At 73.6% G+C, this 17363-nt stretch carries 2 protein-coding genes; both read left to right on the top strand.

Going from position 1 to position 17363, the window contains the following annotated elements; all coding sequences use genetic code 11:
- Positions 1–57 precede the first annotated feature (57 nt).
- Complete coding sequence (locus QZM35_RS15255; RefSeq protein ID WP_301776270.1) at positions 58–3324, top strand: amino acid adenylation domain-containing protein; 3267 nt, start codon at positions 58–60, stop codon at positions 3322–3324.
- Positions 3324–17363, top strand: a complete 14040-nt coding sequence (locus QZM35_RS15250; RefSeq protein ID WP_301776269.1) for a non-ribosomal peptide synthetase/type I polyketide synthase — start codon at positions 3324–3326, stop codon at positions 17361–17363. The genes QZM35_RS15255 and QZM35_RS15250 overlap by 1 nt, the downstream gene beginning before the upstream one ends.

The raw sequence follows: 17363 nt of genomic DNA, 5'->3' as shown, positions 1-17363 counted from the left end.
CCGCCGCGCCGTCCTCCATGTCCTTCACGTCCTTCATGCATCCAGACAGGGGCTACCATGCGTACCACTTCGCTTTCAGCCTATCAGTACCGCTTCTGGCTCGAGTGGCAGCTCAATCCGCACTCGTCGGCCTACACGACCGCGCTCGTCTACCGCCTGTCGGGTCCGCTGGATCGCGACGCGCTGCGGCGCGCGCTGGAGGCGTTCGTCCACGAGCATGACGAAGGATGCCGCAGCTCGTTCCGGATGGGCGACGCCGGCGTGGTGCGGGACGTGCACGACCGCGTGACGGTCGCGCTCGACTACCGCGACGCGCGGGCGGCGCCGGCGCTGGACGCCGCCGAGGCCGACGCGTGGATCGCCGCGCGCGCGGCGCACGTGTTCGCGCTCGACGACGCGCCGCTGTTTCGCTTCGCGCTGCTGCGCGAGGAGGCCGACGTGCACCGGCTCGTGCTCAGCTTTCCGCACATCATCTCCGATGCGTTTTCGGCGGTGTACATCAACCAGCGGCTGACGGCGCTGTACAACCACGCGCTCGGCGTGGGCCCGGCGCCCGCCCGCACGTTGCGCGGTCTCGGCGAGCAGCTCGCGTTCGAAGCCGCGTACCGCGCGTCGCCGCGCTACGACGAAGACCTCGCCTATTGGCTCGGCGCGCTGGCGCACGCGCCGCTCGGGCTCGAGTTCGACGCGGCGGCAGCGGCAGCGGCACCGGCATCGGCCGCTCCGGGCGAGGGGCGCATCCACCGGCTGCGCTTCGACGCGGACATCACGCGCCGGCTGCGCGCGCGTGCCCGCGCGAGCCGGTCGACCCCGTTTCTCGTGCTGTCGAGCCTGTTCGCGATCGCGCTGGCCCGCTGGCAGGACGTGCGCGAACTGGTCGTGACCTATCCCGTCAACATGCGCTCGCCGGGTTTTCGCGAGGCCAGCGGATGCTTCGTGAACAACCTGCCGATGATCTTTTCGCTGCGGCAGGGCGACACGTTCATCGACATCGTCGCGCGCACCACCGCCCAGCGTGCGGAGGCCAAGCGCCATCAGCAGCTGTCGCTGACCGATCTCGTGACGGCGCTGCGGCGCACGCGCTCGCTGGCCGATGCGCCCGTCTTCAACGTCGGCGTGACGGAAGCGTTCTTCGTGCAGGACGCACCGCTCGCCTTCCACGGCGTGCAAGCGGAATTGCTGCCGGCGGTCGCCGCCGAGCGGCCGTTCGACCTGAACTTCGCGTATCAGCTGACGCCCGACGGCCTGCACGTGAATCTCGAATACGACACGGGCCGCGTGCCGGCGGCGCGGATCGGCGAGTTCGCCGCGTCCTTCGGCCGGCTGCTGCGCGCGTACCTGGACGACGACGCGCAGCCCGCGCTCGCGGTCGACTTGCTGGCGCCCGAGCAGCGCGCGCGGCTCGCGCGCCACTGGCACGGGCCCGCGCGCCCGCTCGACGCGACGGACTGGCCGGCCCGCTTCGCCGCGCAGTGCGCCGCGACGCCGGATGCGCCGGCCGTCCAGTTCGGCGCGGAGCAGCTGACCTATCGCGAACTGGATGCGCTGTCGGCCCGGCTCGCGGGTTTTCTCGCGGCGCGCGGCGTGACGCCGGGGGCCCTCGTCGGGCTGTGCTGCGAGCGCTCGACGGAAATGGTGCTGGCGATCGTCGCGGTGCTGCGCGCGGGCGCGGCCTACGTGCCGCTCGATCCCGCCGCGCCGCCGGAGCGGCTGCGGCGCATCGTCGACGATGCCGGGCTCGCGCTGCTGCTTACGCAGCGGCACCTGCTGGCGCGCCTGCCCGCCGGGCCGGCCGCGCGGCAGGCGCTGGACGACCGGGCGGCGTGGCTCGCCGCCGAGCCGCTGCCGGCGCGGCGCCTGCACCCGGACGGGATCGCTTACGTGATCTACACGTCCGGCTCCACCGGCGCGCCGAAGGGCGTCGCCAACACGCATCGCGCGCTGGTCAACCGGCTCGACTGGCACGGCTCGCTGCTCGCCGATGCCGCGCCGGTGCGCGTGCTGCAGAAGACGCCGTACTTTTTCGACGTGTCGGTCTGGGAATTCCTGTGGACGCTGCAGAGCGGACATGCGCTGGTGATCGCGCCGCCGGAGCTGCACAAGGACCCGGCCGGGCTGGCGGCGCTGCTGCGCCACGCGCGCATCGCGGTCGCGCACTTCGTGCCGTCGATGCTGAACGCGTTCCTGGACGCGGTGCCCGGGCAGCGCTTCCCGGATCTCGCGCTGGTCGTCTGCAGCGGCGAGGCGCTGCTCGCCGAGCAGGCCGAGCGCTTCCACCGGCTGCTGCCGGGCGTGCGGCTCGCCAACCTGTACGGGCCGACCGAGGCGGCGATCGACGTGAGCGTGTGGCATTGCGCGCCGGGCGAGGCTTACGCGCGCGCCGGCGTGCCGATCGGCCGGCCGATCGACAACGTGTCGCTGTACGTGCTGGACGCGGGCCTCGAGCCCTGCGCGCCCGGCCGCGCGGGCGAGCTGTACATCGGCGGCGCGGGGCTCGCGCAAGGGTATGTCGGCCGCCCGGATCTCACCGCGGCGAGCTTCGTGCCCGATCCGTACGCGGGCCGTGCAGGCGCGCGCATGTACCGCACCGGCGACATCGCGATGTTCGGCGAGCACGGTGAACTGCATTACCTCGGCCGGCGCGACGAGCAGGTCAAGCTCAACGGCAACCGGATCGAACTGCGCGAGATCGAGGCGTGCCTGCTGGCGCTGCCGGGCATCGCGCAGTGCGCGGTGGTGCCGGTGCGGGTGCACGGGCGCGTGCGGCTGCTGCATGCGTTCGTCGAGCCGGCCGCGGGGTGGGACAGCTGGCCGGTGGACGCGCTGCACACGGAGCTGGCCGCGCGGCTGCCCGAATCGATGCGTCCGGCGCGCATCGACGTGGTGGAGCGCATCGCGCTGCTGCCGGCCGGCAAGATCGACCGCAAGCGCCTGGCCCAGCTCGCCGACGCGGCGCTCGAGACGCGCGCGCGCGGCGCCGAGGCGCGCGCCAAGACACCGTTCCAGGCCGAGGTCGCCGCCGAGTGGTCGGCCGTGCTCGACGTCGCCGACATCGGGCCGGACGATCATTTCTTCATGCTCGGCGGCAGCTCCGTGCAGGCGATCCAGCTGATCGCGCGTCTGAATAGCCGCTACGGGCTGCTGCTGTCGCCGCCGCTGCTGTTCGGCGCACCGCAGCTCGACCGGTTCAGCGCACAGGTGCTGGTCGCGCTCGGCCAGAAAGCCCAGCGGGAGGACCGCCTCGAAGCGCTGCTCGATCGCCTCGCGCCGGACGACATGGACGAACTACTCACACTGTTTTCATCGTCGGGAGAGCTGGTTTGATGTCGCATAACGATTCCACCGAAAACAAGCGTCGCCAATTGCTCGAAGCGTTCGGCAGGCAGCGCGGCGCGGGCAGCCGCGACGCGATTACCCGCCAGGCGCGGCCGGCGGACCTGCCCGCGTCGGCGGAACAATTGCGGATGTGGGTGCAGATGGCGATCAGCGGCGGCGCTGGCCATTTCCACGTGCCGCACGTGCTGGAGATTGCGGGCACGCTCGACGAAGCGGCATTGCGGGCGGCGCTGTGCGACGTGGTCGCGCGGCACGAGGCGCTGCGCACGACGTTCGACGCGCGCGACGGCGGCTTGTACCAGCGTGTGCACCCCGAGCTCGATCCGGCGCTGCCCGTCCATCGTCATGCGGCGGGCGCGACCGACGCGGACATCGCCCGCGCGATCACCGCCGAAATCGCGCAGCCGTTCGACCTGGTGCACGGGCCGCTGCTGCGCGTGTCGCTGCATCGTGTCGGCGACGCGCGGCAGATTCTCGTGCTGACCGCCCATCACCTGATCGTCGACGGATGGTCGCTGGAACTGATGCTGGCCGACTGGTGGCGGGCCTACGCGGCGCGGCTGGCGGGCCGCGAGCTCGAGCCGCCGGCCGACGACGAGCCGCACTATGCGGACTATGCGCTGTGGCAGCAGGCGCGCGGCGCCGCGGACAGCGCGCCGAGCCTCGCCTACTGGCAGGGCCGGCTGGCCGGCGCGACGACGCTCGAATTGCCGTTCGCGCTGCCGCGCCCGCCGCGGCGCGCGCACGACGGCGAACTGATGTTCTTCACGATTCCCGCCGCCGTGCGCGCGCGGGCCGAGGCGCTGGCGCGCCGGCAGGGCGGCACGCTGTTCACCGTGATGCTGGCCGCGTGGCGGTGCCTGCTCGGCGACTACGCCGGCCAGGACGACTTCTGCATCGGCACGACCGCGTCGAACCGCGTGCATCCGGGCAGCGAGCGCATCGTCGGCTTCTTCGCGAACCTGCTCGCGTTGCGCACCGCGCGGCAAGGCTGCGCCACGTTCGCCGCGCTGGTCGAGCGCGAGCGCGACACCGTCGCCGACGCGCTGCGGCATCAGGCGGTGTCGTTCGACCAGGTGGTCGAGCAGGTCGGCGTCGCGCGCGATGCCGCGCGCAGCCCGCTGTTCCAGGTCAACTTCGTGCTGCAGGACACGAAAGGCGCGGTGCCCGGCGCCGCCGAGCCGGCGACGCCGGCCGGGATGCCGGCGATGACGGTGCGCGACGACCTGTATCGCTACGCGCAGTTCGACCTGACGCTGTTCGCCGAGCTGACGTCCGACGGCGTGCGCTGCTGCACGGTGTTCCGCACCGACCTGTTCGAGGCCGCCGATATCGAGCGGCTGTCGCGCACCTACGCGCAGTACCTCGACGCGCTGACCGCGCAGCCGGACGCGCCGTTCGGCACGCTCGCGCGCGGCGACGCGGCCACGCTCGACGCGCTGCGCGGCTGGCAGAGCCGGCCGCTCGGGCAGCCGCTGCCCGACTCGATCGGCGCGGTGATCGACGCGCTCGCGCGGCAGCATCCGGGCCGCACGGCGATCCGCCACGGCGACGCGACGCTCGACTACCACGCGCTGAACTTGCGCGCGAACCGGCTGGCGGATCACTTGCGCGATCTCGGCGTGTCGCCGGGCTCGACCGTCGGCCTGTGCCTCGAGCCGGGCGCGGAACTGATCGTCGCGATGCTGGCGGTGCTCAACGCGGGCTGCGCGTATGTGCCGCTCGACAGCCGCTATCCGGCGGACCGGCTGCGATTCCTGATCGACGACAGCCAGGCAAGCGTGATCGTCACGCGCGACGACGTGGTGGCGCGCACCGATGCGCTGCGCGACGGCTATCTGAACCTGATCGTCCTCGAGGACCACGACGACGAGATCGCCGCGCGCGACGGCGCGTTCGTCGCGAGCGGGCTGCCGGCGCAGATGCCGGCGTACCTGATGTACACGTCGGGCACCACCGATCGTCCGAAGGGCGTCATCGTGCCGCAGCAGGCGATCCTGCGGCTCGCCTACCGGCCGGCCTATCTCGACGTGACGCCGGACGACGTGTTCCTCCAGTTCGCGCCGACGGCATTCGACGCGTCGACGTTCGAGATCTGGACCGCGCTCCTGAACGGCGCGTCGCTCGTCGTGCCGGTCGGGCGCGACGCGTCGCTCGACCAGCTCGGGCCGTTGCTGGTCGACGCGGGCGTGACGATCCTGTGGCTGACGAGCGGCCTGTTCGCGGCGATGGTCGATCACGCGCCGGACGCGCTGCGGCAGCTGCGCTACCTCGTCTGCGGCGGCGACGTGCTGTCGCTGCCGCACGTGGCGCGCGCCCGCGCGCTGCTGGAACGCGGCCAGGTGGTCAACGGCTACGGGCCGACCGAGACCACGACCTTCGCCACCGCGTACCCGGTGCGCGGCGCGCTGGCGGCCGGGCGCACGGTGCCGATCGGCATGCCGATCCAGGGCACGTCGGTGTATGTGCTCGACGACGACCTGAATCCGCTGCCGGCCGGCGCGGCGGGCGACCTCTACATCGCGGGGCCCGGCGTCGCGCACGGCTACGCGAACCGGCCGGACCTGACCGCGGCGGCGTTCGTGCCCGATCCGCATGGCGGCGAGCCGGGCGCCCGCATGTACCGCAGCGGCGACGTCGGCTACTGGGCGCATGACGGCGCGCTGCATTACCTCGGCCGGCGCGACCGGCAGGTGAAGCTGCGCGGCTACCGGATCGAGCCGGCGGAAATCGAGGCGGCGCTGGCCGCGTGCCGCGGCGTGCAGGCCGCCGTCGTGACGGTCGACGCGACGCCGCAGGGCGACAAGCAGCTCGTCGCGTACTGGACCGCAAGCCCGGGCACGGGCGCGGACGTGCCGGACGAAGCCGGCCTGCGCGCGCAGCTGCGGGCGTCGCTGCCGGATCATCTGGTGCCGGCGCGCTTCCACGCGGTGCCGCACATTCCGCTGACGGCGAACGGCAAGGTGGACCGGGCCGCGCTCGCGCGGCTCACGCCGGCCGACGCGCCCGTCGACGCGGCGCCCGAGACGCTGACGGACACGCAGCGCGTCCTGCGCACGCTGTGGGAAGACGTGCTCGGCCGCAGCGGGTTCGGCCTCGACGACGGCTTCTTCGATCTCGGCGGCGATTCGCTGCTGGCGATCCGGCTGAAGGCGCAGGCGCAGCGCCACGGGCTCGAATTCGAGATCCAGGACCTGTTCGTCCACCAGAGCGTGCGGACGCTGGGCGAGCACATCGAGCGGCAGCGCGGCGCGGGGGCAGGCGCCGTTGCAGTTGCGCCGGCCGAGGCCGCCGTCGCCCGGGCGCCGCTGACGAGCGAAGCGGATCGTGCGCGGCTGCCGGCCGGCGTCGTCGACGCGTATCCGCTCAGCCGCCTGCAACTGGGGATGCTCTATCACGGCCTGCGCCACGAGCGCTCGAGCGTGTACCACGACGTGATCGGCTACGAGGTCGCGTATGCGTACGACGAAGCGTGCCTCGCGCACGCGCTCGACCGGCTGTCGGCCCGCCATCCGGCGTTGCGCACCGCGCTGCGGATGGAGGGGTTCAGCGTGCCGCTGCAACTCGTGTTCGACACGGCGCGCATTCCGCTGACGGTCACCGACCTGACCGCGCTCGACGCGACGGCGCAGGCCGCCCGGATCGCCGCGTTCATGGACGGCGAGCGGTTCGCCGCGTTCGACATCGCCGCCGCGCCGCTGTTTCGCTGCTTCGTGTTCAAGCTGGCGGCGCAGCGCTTCAAGCTGGTGTGGAGCTTCCATCACGCGATGCTCGACGGCTGGAGCGAGGCCGCGCTGACCGCCGAATTCATCCGGCTCTACACGGCGGGCCTGACGGGCGCGCGGAACCCGCAGGACGACGAGCCGGTGCAGGCCGGTTACCGGGATTTCATCGAACTGGAACAGGCCGCGCTCGCCGATCCGGCCCAGCGCGAGTTCTGGCGCGGCCAGCTCGACGGCGCGCAGGCGCTGTCGCTGCGCCGCGCGCCGCTGCCGGGCGACGCGGCGGACGAACGGGTGGATTATCTGGAGGTCGAGGTCTCCGTCGAACTGGAGGCGGCGCTGCGCGCGCTCGCGCGCGACGCGAACGTGCCGCTCAAGAGCGTGCTGCTCGCTGCCCACCTGCGCGCGCTGCAGGCGCTGAGCGGGCGGCGCGACGTGCTGACGTCGATGGTGACGCACGTGCGGCCCGAGACCGAGCATGCGGCGCGTGCGGTCGGGCTGTTCCTGAATTCGGTGCCGGTGCGCGCGGCGCTCGACGGCGCGGCATCGCCCGTCGCGCAGGTGCGGCAGGTGTTCGAGATCGAGTCGGGTATTTTCCGGCACCGCTTCTATCCGTCGCAGCAGATCCGGCAGGACAACGGCGGGATCGAGCTGGGTGAGGTGCTGTTCAATTTCACGAGCTTCCACGTGCTGCGCGAGCTGGACGACGCGGACGTGCGGATGCTCGCGGGCCGCGACGGCCATGCGGTCAACAGCTTTCCGGTGCAGGTCGACTTCTCCGTCTCCGCGAGCGACCAGCGGCTGCGTTGCATCGTCGGCTACCGGGCCGACAGCCTGCGGCGCGCCGACGCGGAAGACATCGCGCACGCGCAGCACGAAGCGCTGCGGCGGCTTGCCGGCGCACCCGCGGCGACGTGGCTGCTGCCTGCCACGCTCGCGCGGCTCGACGACTGGGCGGCGCCGAAGCCGGGGCGGCCGGTTGGCGCGAGCGTCGGCGAGCGCCTTGCCGCGTGCGCGGCCGCCGCGCCGGACGCCGTCGCGCTGATCGACGACACGGGCGAAACGACCTATGCGGCGCTACTCGAACAGTGCGACCGGCACGCCGCTGCGCTCGTCGCGCTGGGCGTGCGGCAGGGCGACGTCGTGGCGGTGTGCGCGGGCCGCACGGCGGCGACGCTGCGGACCGTGCTCGCGCTGTTCCGGATCGGCGCCGTGTATCTGCCGCTCGATCCCGCGTTGCCGGAAGCGCGCCATCGCTTCATGGTGGATGACGCGCGTCCGGAGGCGATCGTCGGCGATGCCGCCGCGCCCGCCTGCCTGCGCGCGTGCGGCGTGCGCTTCGTCGAGCAGGCGGCGCTGGCGGAAGCGGGCCCGGCCGCGTTGGCCGCCGCGCCGCGCGTCAGCCCCGGCGACCCGGCCTACATTCTCTATACGTCCGGCTCGACCGGTACGCCGAAGGGCGTGCTGTGCCGCCAGGAGGGCATCCTCGCGCTGTTCGACGCGCTCGCCCGCACGTATCCGCTGGCCGCGGGCGATCGCGTGCTGTGGAAGACCGCGCAATCGTTCGACGTTTCGCTCACCGAAATGCTGTGGCCGTTGATGAAGGGCGCCGCGATCGTGATCGCGCGGCCGGACGGCCAGTACGATCCGCGCTACCTGCAGCGCGCGATCGAGCAGCATCGCGTGACGGTGGTCAATTTCGTGCCGTCGATGCTGCACCTGTTCCTGCAGTCGCTCGACGCCGGCGCGGCGAGCCCGCTGCGCGCGGTATTCGCCGCCGGCGAGCCGCTGCTGCCGGCGACCGTCGAGCTGGCGGCGCGCGTGCTGCCGCACGCGCCGCTGTTCAACGCCTACGGCCCGACCGAGGCCAGCATCTACGCAACCGTATGGCGCTGCGCGAGCGGCCCCGTGTTGATCGGCCGCGCGGTGGGCGACGTCGGCACGCACATCCTCGCGCCCGATCTCGCACGGCTGCCGATCGGCGTGACCGGCGAGCTTTACCTGTCCGGGCGCGCGCTGGCGTCAGGCTACCTGAACCGGCCCGAACTGAGCGCGGAGCGCTTCGTGCCGAATCCGTATGCGACCGGCGATGCGGATCGCGTGCTGTATCGCACCGGCGACCTGGCCCGCTTCGATCGGCACGGCGACCTCGAATTCGTGGGCCGCGACGACCAGCAGGTCAAGGTGCGCGGCTTCCGCATCGAGACGGGCGAAGTCGAATCGGTGCTGGGCCGCCATCCGGGGGTCGCCAAGGTCGCGGTGCTCGCGCGTACGGGGAGCGCGGGCGCCGTGCTCTGCGCGTTCGTGCAGGCGGCGGGCGCGCTGCCGGACGGCGCGCTGAAGGCGCATGCGCAACAGGCGCTGCCGCCGTACATGGTGCCCGACCGGATCGTCGTGCTCGACGCGATGCCGATGACCGGCAGCGGCAAGATCGATCGTCTCCGGCTGGCCGACTGGCCGCTCGACGCGGCGGGCGCCACCGATTCCGCCGGCCCTGCCAGCCCCGCACACCGCACACCCGGCGATGCCGAGGGCGCGGTCGCGGCGATCTGGTGCGACGTGCTCGGCCTCGCCGAGATCGATCCGGACACCAACTTCTTCGACGCCGGCGGCCACTCGCTCGCGTTGATCCAGTGCCAGGCGCGGCTGCGTCGCGAATTCGGCCGCGACGTCGACATCGATCACCTGTTCCGCTACACGACGATTCGCACGCTGGCCGGCTGGCTGTCCGCGTCCGGCACGTCGTCGGCCGATGCGGATGCCGACGGCGCGGTCGCGGTCGCGGCCGTGAGCCCATCGCCCGTCGACAGCCGCGACGTCGCGATCATCGGGATGAGCGCGGCCGTGTCGGGCGCGGACGACGTCGAGCAGTTCTGGCGCATGCTGCTCGCGGGCGAGGACGGCATCACCCGGCTCGACGACGCACGGCTGCGCGCGCTCGGCGTGCCGGACGACCTGCTCGGCAATCCGCGCTTCGTCGCCGCGCGCGGGTTGATTCGTGATCCGGACTGTTTCGACGCCGCGTTCTTCGGCTATACGCCGCGCGAAGCCGAGATCATGGATCCGCAGCAGCGCAAGCTGATGGAGGAAAGCTACCGCGCGCTCGAGGACGCCGGTTATGCCGGGCCCGGGCTCGCGCGCGACGTGGGCGTCTACGTCGGCGTGGGCGCGAGCCAGTACCTCGCGTACCACGTGCTCGGCAACCGCGACGCGGTCGACGCGCTCGGCTTGTACCAGATCAACGTGCTGAACCAGCCCGCGACGCAGATCGCCTACCGGCTGAACCTCACCGGCCCCGCGGTCACGCTGAACACCGCGTGCTCGACGTCGCTGGTCGCGCTGCACATGGCCACGCGCGCGGTCGCGCAGGGCGACTGCGAACTCGCGCTCGCGGGCGCGGCGTCGATCGGCGTCGACGGCGTGCCGGGCTACCTGCACCGCACCGGCGGGATCTTTTCCGCGGACGGCTATTGCCGCGCCTTCGACGCGGCCGCGAGCGGCACCGTCGAGGGCAGCGGCGCGGGTGCGGTGGTGCTGAAGCGGCTCGATCTCGCGCGCCGCGACGGCGATCACGTGTATGCGGTCGTCAAGGGCTCCGCGATCAACAACGACGGCCACGACAAGGCCGGCTACACCGCGCCGAGCCCCGCGGGCCAGGCACGGGTGATCCGCGCCGCGCTGGCGGACGCGGGCGTGGACGCCGCGTCGGTCGGCTATGTCGAGACGCACGGCACCGGCACGCTGCTCGGCGATCCGATCGAAATGGCCGCGCTGAAGGCGACCTACGGCCAGCACCCGGCACGCGCCCCGCGCCTGCTCGGCGCGGTCAAGACGAGCGTCGGGCACCTGGACAGCGCGGCGGGGCTCGCGGGCGTGATCAAGGCGGCGCTCGCGCTCGAACGCGGCAAGGTGCCGGGCACGCTGCATTTCGACACGCCCAACCCGCTGCTCGAACTCGACGACACGGCCTTCCGCCTCACCGCGGAAGCGGCCGACTGGCCGGACGGCGGCACGCCGCGCCGCGCGGCCGTCAGCTCGTTCGGCATCGGCGGGACCAATGCGCACGTGATCCTGGAAGCCGCGCCGCCCGAGGCGGATGCGCCGACGGCCGCCGCCGCGCATTGCCTGCGGCTGTCGGCCGCCACGCCGGACGGGCTGCGGCGCGCGGCGGACCGCCTCGCCGCCGCGTGGCGCCGCCACCCGGAATGGGCGCTGGCCGACGTCGCGCATACGCTGCAGGCCGCCCGGCAGGATCACGCGTGCCGGGCGTTCGTGGTTGCCGAGTCGCGCGACACGGCGCTCGATGCGCTGGCCGCGGGCGGGTGGCCGGCCACCGGCGACGCGCCGCCCGCGCGCCCGGTGATTTTCCTGTTCACCGGGCAGGGCGCGCAGGCCGCCGGGATGGCGCGCGACCTGCATCGCGAGCACCCGGTGTTCCGCGCCGCGCTCGACGACGTGTGCGGGCGGTTCGCGGGGGCGGCCGGGCTGGCGCTCGAACCGTACCTGCTGGGCGACGCGAGCACCACCGACACGGCGCTGGTCCAGCCGCTGCTGTTCGCGTACGAGTACGCGCTGTATCAGGCGTGGGCGGCGCTGGGGGTGACGCCGGACTACCTGATCGGCCACAGCCTCGGCGAACTGGTCGCCGCGTGCTGCGCGGGCGTGTTCTCGCTCGACGACGCGGTCGGCCTCGTGGCGGCGCGCGCGGCGGCGATGCAGGCGCAGCCGGCCGGCGCGATGCTGTCGGTATCGATCGCGGAGGACGAACTGGCCGCGCAGCTGCCGCCGACGCTCGCCGTCGCAGCGGTCAACGGGCCGCTGCAGTGCGTGGTGTCCGGCCCGGTGGACGCGGTCGACGCGTTCGCGGCGCACCTGCGCAACGCGGGGGTCGCGCATGCGCCGCTCGCGTCGTCGCACGCGTTCCATTCGCCGATGATGGCCGACGCGGCCGCGCGCGTGCAGGCGCATGCCGCGACGATGACGCTGCACGCGCCGCGCATCCCGCTGATCTCCAACCTCGACGGCACGCTGCTGGATGCGCAGCGCGCCGCCGATCCCGCGTACTGGGCTGCGCACGTGCTCGGCACCGTGCGTTTCTCGGCGGGCGTGCGGACGCTGGCGGCGCTGGGCGACGCGCTGTGGGTCGAGATCGGCCCGCGCGACGTGCTCGCGGCGCTGGTGCGCGCGCATCGCTGCGCGCCGGCCGACGCGGTGCTGGCAAGCTTCACGGAGCGCGCGCCGCGCACGATGGCGACCTTGCTCGCCGGCTACGGCCGGCTGTGGGCGAAGGGCGCGCGACTGACGCGCCGCGACGCGTACGCGGGCGAGCGCCGCAAGCGGCTGCCGTTGCCGGGCTATCCGTTCGAGCGCACGCGCCACTGGCTGCCGGCCCAGCAGGGCGGCCCCCTCGAGCGCGCGCAGCCGCAGGCGCCGGCCGTTGCACCGGTTGCTGCACCGGTTGCGGTCGACACCCCGCGCGCCGCAGCGGTCGAAACCGACGACGTGCGGCATGCGCTGACGCGCATCTGGACGGAATGCCTCGGCCATGAGCGGATCACGCCGACCGACGATTTCTTCGCGCTGGGCGGCGATTCGCTGCTGGCCGGGCGCGTGCTCGCGCGGATTCACGAGCGGCTGAATGCGGAGCTGACGCTCGAGGCGTTCTTCAGTGCGCCGACGATCGACGGGCTGGCCTGCGCGATTCGCATGCAGGCGGAACCCGCGCAGCCAGCCGAGCGGGCGGCAACGACGCCGGCTGGCCGGCCGGCCGCCGGGCCGCGCCGCGCGCCGATGTCGTTCCAGCAGCGCCGGCTGTGGACGCTCGAACGGCTCGGCATGGGCGGTTCGGTCTTCCACCTGCCGCAATGCCTGCATCTGCACGGCGACGTCGACCGCGCCGCGCTGCACGCGGCGCTCGGCGGGCTGGTCGCGCGCCATCCGGTGCTGCGCACGTCGTTCCACGAGGGGCCGGACGGCGCCGGCGAGCAGCACGTGCATGCCGACGCGGCGGTCGCGCTGTCGATCCATGCGTACGCCGGCGACACGGACGACACGGACGACACGGACGACGCGCTGCGCGCGTTCATCGCGCAGCATCGCGACGCGCTGCGGGCGGAGCCGTTCGGTCTCGCGCGGCCGCCGCTGTTCCGCGCGCGGCTGCTCGAACTCGGGCCGCGCCGCGCGTGCCTGTTGATGTCGTTCCATCACATCGTCGTCGATGGCTGGTCGTTCCGGCTGATCGCGCAGGATCTCGCGTCGCTGTACGGCGCGGCGAGCCAGGGGCGCGCGCCGGAGGCCGCGCCGCCCGCGTGGGACTACGCGGACTACAGCGAGGAGCAGGCGGCGCGGTTCGCCGCCGGGCACGACGCGGCGCACGAGGCGTTCTGGGCGCACCTGGACGGCGCGCCGGTGCTCGACCTCGGCGGCGACCGGCGTCGCGCGCGCACGCCCGGACGCCTCGCGCACAGCGGCCGCGTCGCGGTGGACGCCGGGCGCGCCGCGCAGGTCGACGCGCTGGCGCGGCGCTTGCGGACGACGCCGTACGTCGTGTTCCTGTCCGCGTTCCTGCTGATGTTGTCGCGGCGCACGGGGCAGCGCGACCTGGTGGTCGGCTCGCCGGTCGCCAACCGCGCGTCGAGCCGCACCGAAGAGCTCGTCGGCTTTTTCGTCAACCTGCTCGCATTGCGCGTGGCGTTCCCGGCGGCCAGCAGCACGCGCGCATGGATCGAACGGGTGCGCGACTGCGTGATGGCCGCGCACGCGCATCAGGACTATCCGTTCGAAAAGCTGGTCGAGCGTTTCGCCGGCCCGCGCGACGCGTCGCTGACGCCGCTGTTCCAGGTGGTGTTCTCGATGCAGGAGGCGCCGGTTCGCCAGGTGCGGATCGGCGCGCTGGACGTCGCGTTCGAGGACACGCCGGAAACGGAAACCGAATACGACCTGACGATGAACCTGCATCGCGACGGCGCGGGCTACGGCGGCGTGCTGCTGACACGCGACGGCGCGCTGGAGCGGGGCGAGGCGGACGAGGTGGTCGAACAGTTCCACGCGGCGCTGGACCTGTTGCTGACGCTGCCGGACGATGCGCCGCTGGGCGACGCGGGCGTGCTGTCGGCCGCGCAGCGGCAGGCATGGCAGGCGGCGTCCGGCACCGTCGACGCGCCTGCGCGGGCGGCGTCCGACCTCGTGTCGCTGCTGTCGGGCACGCTGACGGCCGGCAACGCCGCGCCCGCGGTCGCCACCGCGCACGAGACGCTCAGCTACGGGGCGCTGCGGGCCCGGGTGGACCAGGTCGCGGGCGCACTGCTCGCGCGCGGCGTGCGCACCGGCGACCGCGTCGCGCTGTGCTTGCCGACGGGGCTCGACGCACTGGTGGCGCTGCTCGGCGTGCTGCACGCCGGGGCGACCTACCTGCCGCTCGATCCCGCCGCGCCGGCCGCGCGGCAGCACGCGATCCTGTCGCAGGCGGCGCCGGTGCTGCTCGTGCACGACGCCACGGCGGCGGCGCCGGCATGGCCCGGATGCGCGGCGATCGCGTTTGCCGTGCTGGGCGATGCGCCCGCCGGCGCGCTGCCCGCGTGCATCGATCCGCAGCAGGCCGCCTATACGCTGTTCACGTCCGGCTCGACCGGCGTGCCGAAGGGCGTCGACGTCAGCCATCGGGCCGTCGCGCACAAGATCCAGGCGCTGTGCGCCGCGTACCGGATGACCGCAGACGACCGCGTCGTGCAGTTCTCGTCGCTCGTGTTCGACGTGTCGATCGAGGAGATTTTCACGACGCTGTCCGCCGGCGCCTGCCTGCTGTTGCTCGATCGCGCGGCATGGCCGACGCTCGGTGCGTTCAGCGGCCTGCTCGATACGCAGCGCGCGACCGTTCTCAACCTGCCCGCGTCGTTCTGGCGCGAATGGGTGCGTGCGATCCGGCTCGGCGAGGCCGCGCTGCCGGCGCGGCTGCGCCTGGTCGTGACGGGCAGCGAGACGGTGCCGCTCGCGGCGGTGCAGGCATGGCGCGCCGTGACGGGCGGCCGCGTGGCGCTGATGAACGCGTACGGGCTGACGGAAAGCGTGATCACGTCCGTCGTGCACGACGTGCCGACCGCCGCGCGCCCGGACGAACGCGACGTGCCGATCGGCGCGCCGCTGCCGGGCACCACCGCCTATGTGCTCGACGCGCACCTGCAACCGGTGCCGCCGCTGTGCCGCGGCGAGCTCTACCTGGGCGGCAGTGCGCTCGCGAGCGGCTATCCGGGCCGGCCCGGGCAGACGGCCGCCGCCTTCCTGCCCGATCCGTTCGCCGGCCAGCCGGGCGCGCGCATGTATCGCACCGGCGACCTCGTGCGTCGCGATACGGACGGCGCACTGGTCTACCTCGGCCGCAGCGATCGCCAGATCAAGGTGCGCGGGATTCGCGTCGACCTGGCCGAGGTGGAGGCGCTGCTGCTCGACCAGGACGGCGTGCGCGAGGCGGCGGTGCGGCTGTCGAGCGGGCCCGATGCGCCGGCGCCGCGCCTGGAGGCGTTCATCGTCGTGGGTTCCGACGCGTCGGATGCGCCGGCCACGCCACGCGATGCGGCGCGCGCGCGGCTGCGTGCGTTGCGCCGCGTGGCGCCGGCGCACCTGGTGCCGCATGCGCTGGCCATCGTGCCGTCGCTGCCCAAGACGTCCGGTGACAAGATCGACCGCCAGTGGGTGTCGACGGCGGTGCTGCCCGACGAAGCCGCGGACGGCGACGAAGCACCGCCGCTGCGCGCGCTGCTGGCGGTGCTGCGCGACGTGCTGCGGCTGGACCGGATCGGCCGGGACGACAACTACTTCGGGCTGGGCGGCGACTCCATCCTGGTGTTGCGTGCCGTCGCGCAACTGAACCGGGCGGGCTGGACGGTCGATCCTCAGGACTTCTTCTCGACCTCGACCCTCGCGGACCTGGCCGAATGCCTGCGACCGCTGACGGTGCGGCCGGAGGCGGACGACGCGTCCGGGTTCCCGCTGACGCCGTATCAGCGGCGCGTGTTGCAGCGCCCGCACGCGCACCACTGGAACCGCTCGCTGCTCGTTCAGGCGGCGCAGCCGCTCGACGCCGACGCGCTGCGGGCCGCGTTCCGCTCGCTGCTCGACGCGCACCCGGGGCTGCGCTGCGTATTCGATGCCCACGCGCTGGCCGGCCGCATCGCGCCGGCGGACGCGGACGCCGTGCAGCGCTGCTTCAGCAGCCACGACCTCGGCACGGCGGACGATGCGGCCCGCTTCATCGCCGCGCACGGCGCGACGCTGCAGCAGGGCTTCGATCTCGCGCACGGGCCGCTGGTCCGGATCGCGCACTACCGGTGCGGCGCGGCCGGCGACCGGCTGCTGCTCGTCGTGCACGGGCTGGTGGCGGACAGCCATGGCTGGGCGGTGCTGCTGGACGACCTGGCCCACGCATATGCGGCGCATGCGAACGGCCGGACGCCGGCACTGGCCGCGCCGACGCTCGCGTACCCGGCCTATCTGCGTGCGGTGGACGCGCGCATTGCCGCCGCGCGGGCGGCGGGCGAGAGCGCCGCGTACTTCGCGCCGATGGCGGCCAACGTCGCGCTGCCGCGGGATCGGCACGCGGCACCCGGCGACAACGCGGAGGCCAGCCAGCAGGTCGTGCGCGACCGGCTGACGGGCGACGCGGCGCGACGGATGCTCACCGTCGTGCCGCAGCGCCTGCGCGTGAAAGCCGCCACCGTCGCCATCGCGGCGGCCGCGCGCGCGCTGACCGAATGGGCGGGCGGCGCGGTGGTCGCCGATCTCGGCCGGCACGGCCGCGACTGGCTCGACGACGGGCCGGCGGTCGAGCGCGCGCTCGGCTGCTTCGTCTGCGACGTGCCGCTGCTGTTGCCGCAGCACGCCGGCGCGCCGGGCGTCGCCGCGCTGCGCGCGTGGGAGGCGGCGCTCGCCGCGCTGCCGCCGGCGGCGCTGGGCGGCGCGGACGTGCCGCCGCCCGCCGGCGTCGATGCCGACGCGTGGCGGCGTTGCGTGCAGCCGCAGGTCAGCGTCGATTTCGTCTCGGCGGCCGCCGCGCGCCCTTCCGCGTGGTTCTCCGCCGCGCCCGAGGCGGTGGGCGCGGATCGCGCGGCGACCGACCAACGTTCGCACCTGCTGAACCTCGTCTGCGTCGCGGGCGACGGCGAACTCGCATTCGAGTGCCGTTACAGCAACACCGTGCACACGCGCGCCACTGCCGAACGGTTGCTGCGCCGGTGGCGCGAGCACATGGAGGCCGCGCTCGCGCTCGTCGCCGACGCCGCCGTTCCCGTAGTCGAACACGATCATTCCTGA

This window comes from Burkholderia sp. AU45274 (assembly GCF_030482505.1).
In the GTDB taxonomy this organism is placed as follows: Bacteria; Pseudomonadota; Gammaproteobacteria; order Burkholderiales; family Burkholderiaceae; genus Burkholderia.
This window is presented reverse-complemented; position numbering and strand designations above follow the sequence as displayed.

Coding starts and splice junctions, on each gene's coding strand:
- QZM35_RS15250 (WP_301776269.1), top strand. CDS start 3,324: ATGTCGCATAACGATTCCACCGAAAACAAGCGTCGCCAATTGCTCGAA.
- QZM35_RS15255 (WP_301776270.1), top strand. CDS start 58: ATGCGTACCACTTCGCTTTCAGCCTATCAGTACCGCTTCTGGCTCGAG.